Source organism: Caproicibacter sp. (assembly GCF_046707225.1).
Classification (GTDB): Bacteria; Bacillota; Clostridia; order Oscillospirales; family Acutalibacteraceae; genus Caproicibacter.
On the sequence record NZ_JBJKOP010000030.1, the window covers coordinates 1 to 10,882 of the forward strand.

The 10,882-nt window shown below is 36.3% G+C and carries 10 protein-coding genes; all 10 read right to left on the bottom strand.

All coding sequences use genetic code 11. The features are described from left to right. Positions 1–238 precede the first annotated feature (238 nt). Complete coding sequence (locus ACLQ3M_RS06100) at positions 239–898, bottom strand: ABC transporter ATP-binding protein (RefSeq protein WP_411676810.1); 660 nt, start codon at positions 896–898, stop codon at positions 239–241. A 19-nt stretch (positions 899–917) separates the two neighbouring features. Further along, positions 918–2,204 carry a hypothetical protein gene (locus ACLQ3M_RS06105; protein ID WP_411676811.1) on the bottom strand — a complete coding sequence of 429 codons (1,287 nt, stop codon included), beginning with the start codon at positions 2,202–2,204 and terminating at the stop codon, positions 918–920. A 2-nt stretch (positions 2,205–2,206) separates the two neighbouring features. Continuing rightward, positions 2,207–3,214, bottom strand: coding sequence for a hypothetical protein (locus ACLQ3M_RS06110; RefSeq protein WP_411676812.1), 1,008 nt, complete (start codon positions 3,212–3,214; stop codon positions 2,207–2,209). A gap of 100 nt (positions 3,215–3,314) precedes the next feature. Then, complete coding sequence (locus ACLQ3M_RS06115) at positions 3,315–3,752, bottom strand: hypothetical protein (protein ID WP_411676819.1); 438 nt, start codon at positions 3,750–3,752, stop codon at positions 3,315–3,317. A gap of 551 nt (positions 3,753–4,303) precedes the next feature. Continuing rightward, positions 4,304–4,933 carry a DUF4829 domain-containing protein gene (locus ACLQ3M_RS06120; protein WP_411676813.1) on the bottom strand — a complete coding sequence of 210 codons (630 nt, stop codon included), beginning with the start codon at positions 4,931–4,933 and terminating at the stop codon, positions 4,304–4,306. 330 nt (positions 4,934–5,263) lie between these two features. Further along, entirely contained in the window at positions 5,264–5,662 is a 399-nt protein-coding gene (locus tag ACLQ3M_RS06125; RefSeq protein WP_411676814.1) for a hypothetical protein, read from the bottom strand. A 212-nt stretch (positions 5,663–5,874) separates the two neighbouring features. Beyond that, positions 5,875–7,110 carry a hypothetical protein gene (locus ACLQ3M_RS06130; protein ID WP_411676815.1) on the bottom strand — a complete coding sequence of 412 codons (1,236 nt, stop codon included), beginning with the start codon at positions 7,108–7,110 and terminating at the stop codon, positions 5,875–5,877. Positions 7,111–7,409: 299 nt separating this feature from the next. Then, positions 7,410–8,177: a hypothetical protein gene (locus ACLQ3M_RS06135; protein ID WP_411676816.1), complete on the bottom strand. Its 768-nt coding sequence runs from the start codon at positions 8,175–8,177 to the stop codon at positions 7,410–7,412. 1,138 nt (positions 8,178–9,315) lie between these two features. Beyond that, positions 9,316–9,648, bottom strand: coding sequence for a hypothetical protein (locus tag ACLQ3M_RS06140; protein WP_411676817.1), 333 nt, complete (start codon positions 9,646–9,648; stop codon positions 9,316–9,318). Between the two features lie 441 nt (positions 9,649–10,089). Beyond that, positions 10,090–10,674 carry a hypothetical protein gene (locus ACLQ3M_RS06145; protein ID WP_411676818.1) on the bottom strand — a complete coding sequence of 195 codons (585 nt, stop codon included), beginning with the start codon at positions 10,672–10,674 and terminating at the stop codon, positions 10,090–10,092. Positions 10,675–10,882: the final 208 nt, after the last annotated feature.

A 10,882-nucleotide genomic window follows, 5' to 3' on the forward strand; every position in this document is an offset into this window, starting at 1 on the left:
GCTGACTGCTTTTTTCCAAGTCTTTCACATTTTTGTTCCTCCTTTTTATTTTGGCCTATGGACGTACGAAAGAGTTGCCGGGCAGGGGAATCAGTCTCCCCTCTGAATAGTCCATCGGTGTCATCCCCTTTCTGAAACAAAAATTATATTTCGGATGCTGCGCAGCATGGAAATCAATGGAATGAAAGCTTGTAAACCAAAGAAACAAGCAGGTCACACGGCCTTAATCTACTCAGCTTCATTCAACAATGCGGCCATTGTTAAGCTGCATTTTTCTATCACATATTTGCGCAACAGTATTATCGTGAGTAGCAATTAAGATTGTAGCCCCACAATTGTTTAATCTTTTTAATATATCCAATACTTCATATTTGTTGTTATCATCCAAAGAAGAAGTCGGTTCGTCCGCTAAAATCATATTGGGATGTGTGACAACTGCTCGGGCGATTGCAACACGTTGACATTCTCCACCTGAAAGCATATGCGGATACATTTTTAATTTATTTAAAATACCAAGAGACTCTGCAACTGTGGAAACTTTTTTCTCAACTTGATCTTTTTTAATTCTTTGATATTTTAAAGGTAAAGCTATATTATAGAAAATATTTCTGTTTTTTATTAATGCAAAATGCTGAAGCACAAAACCAACATGAGTGTTTCTGAATCTTGCCATCTCTGATTCATTTCCAACAATTGGTTTATGATTAAATAAATACTCTCCACTGCTTTGTGTTAATAGAGCTCCAGCAATATTTAAGAGAGTTGTTTTTCCCGAACCACTTGGCCCCATAATCGCAACCATCTCATTTTTATCTATTTTTAAGTTTATATGATCGAGCGCTTTTGTTTCGATTTTTTTATATCTATAATATTTGCATATATTTTTGAATTCCATCATAGAAATTCCTCCTTTATCTCTAATCTTCTTTTTGAATAGAAGTATACATATTACTTTTATTTATATAAATGTTTAAAACGAGACATATTCCGATAATAACCATAATCAGCAAAACAGCAATTTGACCGACTGATTGATTAAGCAATATACGCTCTGAAAAATATATAATTTCATGTCCCATCAAAATCATATTAATAAAAACTGATAATCCAAATGACAATATAAATTGAATTGTAATTCCAGAGAATATTCTTGATTTCAATTGACTTATACTGCACCCACTTATTAAGTGAATTGCATAGATTTTTTTATTTCTATTAAAATGCCATATCGTTAAAAATGTAAAAACAATTGATAATATCGCAAATAAAAGAGCAGATAAAAGTCGAAATACTCCTTTACTCGACTGCATACTATTTGAAATATTTGTAATATAAGGATAAACATAGCCTTCGTTTAGAACATATTTCAAATTTAATTTATTGCTAACTGCATCAACTTTAGCCTTATAATTATAATAATCTTCGCCATTATTTATTTTTATATATCCCCAGTTTTTCAATGAATACAATATATTTTGAAACCTCTTATCATCCTTACTGATAGGAGTAGATTTTACTTCTAACGAAGGAATTAAAATATAGTCATCCATAAAATAAATATTATTATTTATTGTTATTGAAGTGTTTCTTTTCAAAAATCCAATAACTTTTATAGAAATATCTTTAGATAAATAATTAAAGTTTATAATGTCACCTATATCAGCTGAATTAATATAATTATATCCCAGTATCGCTGGAACGGCTTTATCATTAAAAGTAAAATCGTTTTCATGAAAGCTTTGTCCGCTAAATATTTGATTTTTTAACGAAAAATAATCATATGCTTTTTTATTAATTTGTGCGGATTTTAAAGAAACACCAATTTTATCGTTTGCTCTAAAACTATCTGTCCCATAATCTGTACGAAACTCATCTTTATAATCAAAACTGTTATCCAGTAATAATAACATTTGGGTATCAAATTCCAAATAATTGAATTTTTTGTTAAGAGACTGATGAAATTCTTTCATACGATTCAAAGCGTTTTTTTCAGAAAAAAAATCCGATAATGTCTCTTGATTTTCCTCTCCATAGACATCACTTACCCGTAAATAAATTGTATCCACATTTTTATTGCTAAAGTCAACAACCTTATTCGCAGCTTCTTCGTAGCTCCTATTCGCAAACATCAATACCGTTGACGCTATGGTAAGTACACAAAAACATACGACGATGTATATTAAATTTATTTTTTGATATCTCATTATCATTTCACTCCAGTTCTTATAAAAAAATGATTTGATATTCGCATATATATATAAATTATCAGACAAAGAATGGCATATATTATAATTGAAAATTCGCTAAAATAAAAGAAATAAAATTTTAAACGAAAATTTTGAAAAAATTTTAAATATATACCTACGTATATTAAGAAATCAAAAGAAACATTTACAGCTATCAAAAATGTGATATTTTTAAGCAAATCAAACCATATATTTTTAAAATTTACGCCTATGATTCTTTCAACGTTAAGTTCCTCTCTATAATTATATAAAACAAATAATGAAATTAGAATTATAAGTATACCAATAAATACTATGACTAAAACGTTTAATACAAATTCATCGTGATCATTAAAAAGATATCTTTCCATAAAATGAGTGTTATTTTCTTTTATTATTTTAATGTCATTATTTTTTTGTATTTCCTTGACTGCTTTTTGACAATTTGTACTATCAATAGTAATTTTTCTAAAATTATTATTGATAGACTCTAAATTTATATAAGCGATATTATCTAACATGTTACTTATAGTTGAAGAAAATACACCTATTATTTGATATTTTGTGCTTTCAAATACAAAATACTTATTTCCTTGTTGATCTTCTACACAATTATTAGAATTTAAAATATTTCTGCCAACAACAGCTTTATTAAAACCATTGAAAAAATCATGTTTAGTAAAAAAATTACCTTCAATCAATGCATATGCATCACTGTCTATATTGCAATTCCCGCAAATCCCAAATACTTTCATGTCCGGATAATCATAAACTGTAGATAGGATAGCTATATCCGGATATTCATTTACTAGATCACGCAACGAGGGGACTTCTTGTTTTTCAAAAAGGACTGTAATAGCATTGTCAGACATCAATGAATTTGAGGCAAGTTTCTGTATTTTAACAATATTTAGATAATTTATATATCCAATAAATATTGTTTCCATCAATAGAATCATTATGGAAAATCCTAATTTAAATTTTTTCATATTATTTACCTATCTTATATATTGTGTCATTGCAGCTTAAAAGCAGCAATGACACAATATCTTAGTTAATTATATCATCATAAAATTTACCCGTTTGCTTTCACTCTGTTCCATAATAGAGATGATAAGTGGATAAAGCGCCTTGTCCAACATTTCCGGTTGATACTTGGACTCTTCCATATCCCCATGTTCTACCAGATTCCCAGTATGTTGAGGATGGTTCTTCAGCCCAGACCCGAATGTTAGAATAATGGTATACATCAGACCCATCACTCTTATTATCTAGATCCGTCCAACCTTCTGCACCAACGCCTACTCCGCTTTTCATAATCCACCAAGCTTTGCTATAAACAATAAAGTTACTGTTTAAATGGATTTTACTGTTTGGATCCAGCTCCGCAAAATGTTGTTTAGTGTAATCAACACGATGCTTCGTACTAGTAGGTTTATTTGTTGCCGCAAACGCGGGGACGCACACCATCATGGACAGCGCGAAAACCAGAACCAGGCTGACTGCTTTTTTCCAAGTCTTTAACATTTTTGTTCCTCCTTTTTATTTTGGCCTATGGACGTACGAAAGAGTTGCCGGGGAATCAGTCTCCCCTCTGAATAGTCCATCGGTGTCATCCTCTTTCTGAAACAAAAATTATATTTCGGATGCTGCGCAGCATGGAAATCAATGGAATGAAAGCCTGTAAATTTTTCTTTCTACTTACATAACACTTGAATAGCCGTTTTGTTACACTCTTTTTGAAAATTTTTAAAAAAATTTTAGAAACTTTCAAAACGAGTGCTTCTGAGGGTGAACGATAAAAGCATGCCCAGCGGCTCAACCGCCGCCGGGCATGCGATTTATTTCTCCGGCCTTTTCCGGTGATATTTCCAATCCCCGGCTGCCTGAAGAATCACGTCAAGAAACAATATCCCGAGGAATACGTTTTTCAGCCACTGCGGGCTGGGGGTCAGCCAGAAAAAGAGATTGGTTTCGGTTGTGCTATTATATATATCATAGTTGTTAATTACATACCGAATCTTAGTATTGCAAACCAGTTTAAGATAGCGGCCGATTGACTATTCAAAAAGTCACTCTCAATCATTCTTTTCTATCCCTGATGCTTCACCGGAGAATGTCCAAATCAGCCAAGGAGAGTATTGGCTTCGTCTCACAAGGTAGACATATTCCTTTATATCACCGTCTGTGTAAGATACTTTTGTATGGTCATATTTTGCCGAGTAATGCTCATAAACAGCAATCAGATTGTTGTTTATGAAATCATTTGTCCATCCGTGGCTTTTTGCCAACTCGCTGTCCCCATATTGTTTTCTAATCCTTTGAGTTTCCTGAGCGGATAACCGAACCGTTTCAATGGAGAGGCTCTGCACAGCAAGATCACCTTTTCGTTCATACCCATGGTTTTTTTCGTCAAATTGCCACAAGCATGATTTCCAGGTATTGTAATCATTATTTTTCAGTGCTGTTAAATAGGTTTTCACGACCTTCACTGCATCTTGGTCTGTACTTTTCACGCAATTTTGAATGCTCCAAATTCGGAAACCAGCCAAACCGGCAGCAATCAGAACAGCGGCTGTTAAAACCAGCAGAATTATCTTGTGTTTGCTATCATTCAGTCTAAAATAAGTCTGAAAGCACCTTGGCATTTCTTGCTTCCTCCAAAAGTATAAAATATGGTGCTGGGTGCGAAACTCGGTCGAGTCCACCCCCGGCACCGCCTCTTACGGAATATTCCTCCTAGAATCCATATTTGATTTTTACGACTGGGGAACTCCGTAGTACCCACAATAAATTTCCGATCTACCAAAATTGTTAATTGAAGTCCCTGCGTAGGAAGACAATGCCTCATACGCTGAATTCGTAATTGAGGTATGAGCGGCTATTTTCACGTCACTTTTTGTTCTGCTGCCTGCTGTTCCGGAAACTGCGGTAACAAACATCGCATGGTCCATGGCGCTGGCACTGGTTGTACCATCCCAGTTAACAGAAAGGACATCTGTACGCCATTGGAGTAAAAGGCATATCCATATGGTCCCTCAGCGGAGGAGGTGATATTTCCAATCCCCGGCTGCCTGAAGAATCACGTCAAGAAACAATATCCCGAGGAATACGTTTTTCAGCCACTGCGGGCTGGGGGTCAGCAGGATAATCAGGAAAACGGCCAGAAAAAGAAAGAAGGTCTGATTAATAAAACAGTAAATGTGATAGAAATAGCCGTCTCCTTGTACGAGGAGATAGTTTCGTTCCATGATCCCTGACCGATAAATTTGGCTATTGACAAACCAGAGCCAAAAGAAAACGACTCTGATTTGCCAAAAAGGTCCGGGAACAGACCATGCGGCAATAAGCAGCACCAAGGATACAATCAGATAAAAGTTTTCCAAAAAGGGAAAGAAAAGACGCACCAGCTGTTTGTTGTATTTTTCAAATATCATAAGCACCCCATTCTTCGCGAAAAAATTGAGCCATATAAAAAAATCCGGTCTGAAAGTAAACAAAAGAGCTGTGTTTTACCTCGCGGCATAGTGGCTTTTACCCATTGCCCTAGAGATGCGGAACCGGGAGGTATTGCCATTTTGCGGCTGAGAAACGTTACGCGCGTTTTTTAACATATTAGCAGTATCGAAATTTGCTGACCAAGAAAAATTTATGATAAGGTTAACAAATATGCTGTCTTCGTATTTATGAAAAGCAGGTCGTTATCATTCATAACACAAGAGTAGGTTCCCTTTGGAAGGTTATCCATCATCACAAAATTTTGCGATTTAATATCATAAAACATTGGAAAGCCGTTTTCTATTCTGCTCCATATAACAGCTTTTTGATTGACAGCGGTAGGACCCAAAGATAATCCTTTTAATACAAGCAAAGGTGTAGCTGATGTTTCAGTCAATAATGTAAACCCCATGCCGTCAACCGTCTTTTTCTCTTTATCTGAATATATGGATGATGACGACTTATTGGAATGAAAAAGTTTCCCGGTATCGGGCATCGTTAATAAATCTGTGACAGAGATTGCATCTTGGCAGAAGTGAAACATGGAGGTTCCATTATCGATTAAGTATTTTTTTGCAGGACATTGGCTCTTGTTTAAAACCATAACCGGATTGCCCGTATTCTTATCAAATTCAAACCAGCCTACTGAGCTTTGGTAAATAAAGGGTTTCTGTGCCTGTTCTTTTACTAAAGAAATAGTTTCGTCAGAGATTTTATAAGCGTAAAGATTTATTTTATAGTTCCCGTCCGAATCAATTCCAACGATATCGTCAAAATAAATTGTATTATCCCTGATAACGCAGGGATTTGAATTCACAGCATAAATACTGCCGGATTCAGGGTCGACGGTATCTGTATAAAAGATTTTGTCTTTTTGTGTTCGAAAATCATAGATGTGGAGCGTTGTATCCGTCCAATCAGTAGACGTACTTTCCGCCCACAATAAATAATGATCGTTAATGGCTTTAAATTCTGCCGCATGCCCATTTTTTAAGCGAATCAAGGGGGTATATTGATTTCCTTCCAATGAATAGGAAGCGATAACAGGGCCGTTTTCACTGGAAAAACAAAAAAGCAAGGAACGCCTGTTGCTGAGGTTCCAAACCCAGGCATCGGAGATTTTGTCAACTGTAAATTTTTTTAGATTTTTATTTGAATTTGACTTACTAAAAGAAACAACCGGTTTGCCATACAGCATGGTTTCATCCTTTGTAACAATATTCATCTTAAGATATCGGTGATTATTTAAAACAGAAGCTCCGGCGTTTTCTGAAGCGGCAGGTTGTAAATAAGTCGTCGCAGCGGATGGACTCATTTTCTGAGTGCATCCGCTTAGAAGCGGGAAGCATCCGCACAATACAAATACTACAATGGATTTTTTGAGCATTTAATTCCCCTCCTTTAAAGAAAGGGGAGGATATCGCCTCCCCTCCTCTTACAACGGTTACCAGACAATTCCCCGCGTTCTGGTAAAATCACGCAATTTGGTTGCTGTTACAGAATAGTATTTCTCTAGATGATCCGACCATATTTTTTTGAGGGCATTGGCAGTTCGATAAACAATTTGATGCTGCGCCGAGACTTAAGGAGGATTTTACCTTGCGGTACTTTTTCTGCTTCGGTTTTAAAGTAATAGGCAGCTTTTCATGAGTCGGGAAAGGAGAGGAATCATTATAAAAATTAGGCTTAATTTGCATTTTCGTACCAATTACCAATCAACTGATAAATTTTCTCGAAATTTTCTTCGAAACAACGCCCGGTGGGAAGCGGAACTGAAAATCCATCTACTTGATAAAAACCTTTCCCCAAAATATAGCGATAATATCCTTTTTGGCCGTTTATATAAAAGTCCAAGGAAAAAAGATTTCCAAGATATTTATGCGTATCGAAACTATGATAAAGTCTTTCAGGAGCAAGGTCCGAGAGAAAGTGAGTGATTTGGGCAGGATCCTTGATCGTAACTCCAGAGGATAGATCGGAATCTCCTTCCAAAATTACCACTTTTGTGATTTTTTGATTGTACAGAATGTCTTGAAATGTAGTTTTAATTGGGAATCCGGTTGTAGGCTTGGTATCAAACACCTGAATGGAGTACAACATTACTGTTCTTCCGTTCCAATTGATATAAATTCCGGTTTCCCCTGCTTGACAGCAAGTAAAACCAAATGAATAGCGAATGTTACCGTCTGAATGTTGAATTGGCTTACCGGCGACAACTGTGTGAAGAACCGTTCCGTTGCCCGCTGCAAAGCAAGGATGCTCCTCTTTTTTTAGCGGAGGGGAGTAAAAATTAATATGAGCGCCCACCGGAAGATACAGATGGGTGGGGACTTTGGAGGAGTACTCAACCTCGAAATTGCTTTGTGCCGATGCATGCACAGGAAAGGACGCCAGAAAGGCGACGAAAACAAAGCTGAAACACATGCAAAGACCCTTTTGAACAGAACGAAACATCGCAATATCCCCTTATTTTATAGTTAGAATCACCATGAAACACGATATTCCCCATCAACATAATCGAAGCCGATGCGAGGCATGGCGGCACTAGCGCTCATCATTTATAAAGAATCAGCTTATGACAATCGGGGCACAACTGCTGAGAGCCTTTGGAATAATAGGCAAGTGGAACTTTTTTACTCCCACAGTAGGGGCAGCGGCATTTCCAGTTTGCGATTCGGTTGGAGATAAGACACAGTGCTACGGCGATAAGCGTATACAAAAGACAACCAATTTGATCTCCACGGTCAGCGAGCAATAAAGCCGCCCATTCAAAAACAAATGATGCCACAAAGATTATAAACAGGGTTACAGCAGCCCATATTCGGTTCATCGATTTCATCAAAACCACCCCATTTCATGGAAGCAGGGCAGAGCTAGAAAACTGCCCCGCCCCAGAATCCAAACAAAAAATAAAAAATTAATACATACGGTACCCTACCGCCGCAGGTGATCGCTCTTCTATTTACCCACGATTTGAAAAAACGATTTCCAGTAGTTCGTATGAAAAGTTTCGCCTTTCTCTAAGGCTCGAAATCATAGAATATTGAAAATTTTATTTCGGCCGCATATGGCAACTGAAACCTTTGCGTAAGCCTGACTGTCTTGCCATTACCAGTTTGTTGGTTCCGTTATAAAAGGAATGGCCTTTAATGTAAGTATGTTCCATATAACCGCCAGCTTTCGCTTCGGAACGTCTATAAAAAGGCTTCAGCGCCAGAAAAGATTTCCGACGCTGAAAACCTCGAAGGAGTAACTGGAAAAACCATATCCCTTTCTATCCGTGCGGTTATTTGTCTTGTGGGCTTGTGTGTTCGATAATTTTGTAAATGAGCTCACATCCAAGCCGGAGCATAACTGGAATTATGAACGGATAGAGATAACGTTCGACTTGCTGAAGCTGGAGAATCCAAAAAACATTCTCCGCCGGACAAGGGACCATCGATAAGTGGATTCTGTCTAAAATAAAGTTAGCCAAAAATAGCAGCCAGGTAACAAACGACCACCAGAACAGATTTTGAACGAGGGACCGGTTGCTGAACGCGCCGAAATGAAACCACTTTTTCATAAAGTCACTCCTAATTTAAAGAATTGATCAAAGATCGCTTTTATGATAGGTGAAGTGATAGGTTTTAACATGCGTTTTGTATCTTTCGGTGTTACCTATACCAGCACCGACGTTTATTAAACCTGTACCCGCACTGGCAGATATACTAGTGTCAATATCAATATACGCTTGACCGGTAATAGCGACAGTTACTTTATCTGAAAAGACTTGTGTTTGAGGTGAACCCCCAGACCAACGATAGAGGGTTCCATCACCAGAAATATCTACATATGGCTCTCCAGCACTGTCAATGTTTTCAATACGGCCAGTGGAGTTGTTAATTACATACCTGACCTGAGTCCCTTCATTCATCAAAAACAATAGAAATGGAGTTGGCTCCCGCATAAGATGCAAGGAATAAGTATACCACATCTAAATTGTTTGTAATAATAGAAGGCAAAGAGTTATAAAAGATCAAACATAGGGCAATCGCAACAGCACATAATAGAACTGTAGTAAAATGAAAAAGACTAAATTGAATAGTCCTAAAATGTATTTTTCGATTAATCACGTCAAGGAAAAGGCCCAAAACAAAATATAAAATCAATTTAAGCGTAAGGAATACATATGCATGTAAAATATGAAACCTTGAATTATTAAAATTTTCAAATAGATTAATTGCAATAATAAGAAATATTATAAAAAAAATTGACACAAAAATATGTTTATTCTTTGTCATAGATTAAACACCTCAAAAAAAATCAACATCATAGCGTAAAAACACAGTATAACTGCACTTTTACGCTATGAAATACAATTCAGCTACATATTATCAAAAAGGTTATTATTCAGGTTGAATGTCCACGAATCCGAACCGTGCTGTAGTGTACAACTTATATCAGCTCCACACATCGTACCTTTTCCGTCTTCCAATACATAGTGTGAAAAATTTGTATTATAGTTAAAAGTGTTTGATGACGGATACTTTTCAACATGTTGAGAGAAATAAGTTACTGGATCTTCGCATGCATAAATTACTTCCCTATCTGATATTTTTGTAGTTAAATCTTCTTGGTACCATCCTCCATTAACATTGGTTAATAATACTTTGTTGCCATTTGAATTATCTGTACTATATACAAGTGTTACATATCCTTGAACGCTAAATGATCCATCCCATTCTTTTTTTGTTTGTCCACCATCAGTTTGAATGCTATCTGGTTGAACATATGGTGTATCAGTAGAAAATAGATATGTTATTGATTTTGAATTTGTGCTATTATTATCCTTCTTCTTAGATATAAAAACCTGAAGGTTAAACTTACTATTTGTTTTTTTATTTATTAATGTTGCATAAATAGGCTTCTGATTTGATCGCTTGTAATTTGATACGGCAATATTAAACATTCTATTAAAGTTGTTTTTGTCCTGAACAGCCGCAAACGCGGGGACGCACACCATCATGGACAGCGCGAAAACCAGAACCAGGCTGACTGCTTTTTTCCAAGTCTTTCACATTTTTGTTCCTCCTTTTTATTTTGGCCTATGGACGTACGAAAGAGTTGCCGGGCAGGGGAATCAGTCTCCCCTCTGAATAGTCCATCGGTGTCATCCC

Coding starts and splice junctions, on each gene's coding strand:
- ACLQ3M_RS06100 (WP_411676810.1), bottom strand. CDS start 898: ATGATGGAATTCAAAAATATATGCAAATATTATAGATATAAAAAAATC.
- ACLQ3M_RS06105 (WP_411676811.1), bottom strand. CDS start 2,204: ATGAGATATCAAAAAATAAATTTAATATACATCGTCGTATGTTTTTGT.
- ACLQ3M_RS06110 (WP_411676812.1), bottom strand. CDS start 3,214: ATGAAAAAATTTAAATTAGGATTTTCCATAATGATTCTATTGATGGAA.
- ACLQ3M_RS06115 (WP_411676819.1), bottom strand. CDS start 3,752: ATGTTAAAGACTTGGAAAAAAGCAGTCAGCCTGGTTCTGGTTTTCGCG.
- ACLQ3M_RS06125 (WP_411676814.1), bottom strand. CDS start 5,662: ATGATATTTGAAAAATACAACAAACAGCTGGTGCGTCTTTTCTTTCCC.
- ACLQ3M_RS06130 (WP_411676815.1), bottom strand. CDS start 7,110: ATGCTCAAAAAATCCATTGTAGTATTTGTATTGTGCGGATGCTTCCCG.
- ACLQ3M_RS06135 (WP_411676816.1), bottom strand. CDS start 8,177: ATGTTTCGTTCTGTTCAAAAGGGTCTTTGCATGTGTTTCAGCTTTGTT.
- ACLQ3M_RS06145 (WP_411676818.1), bottom strand. CDS start 10,674: ATGTTTAATATTGCCGTATCAAATTACAAGCGATCAAATCAGAAGCCT.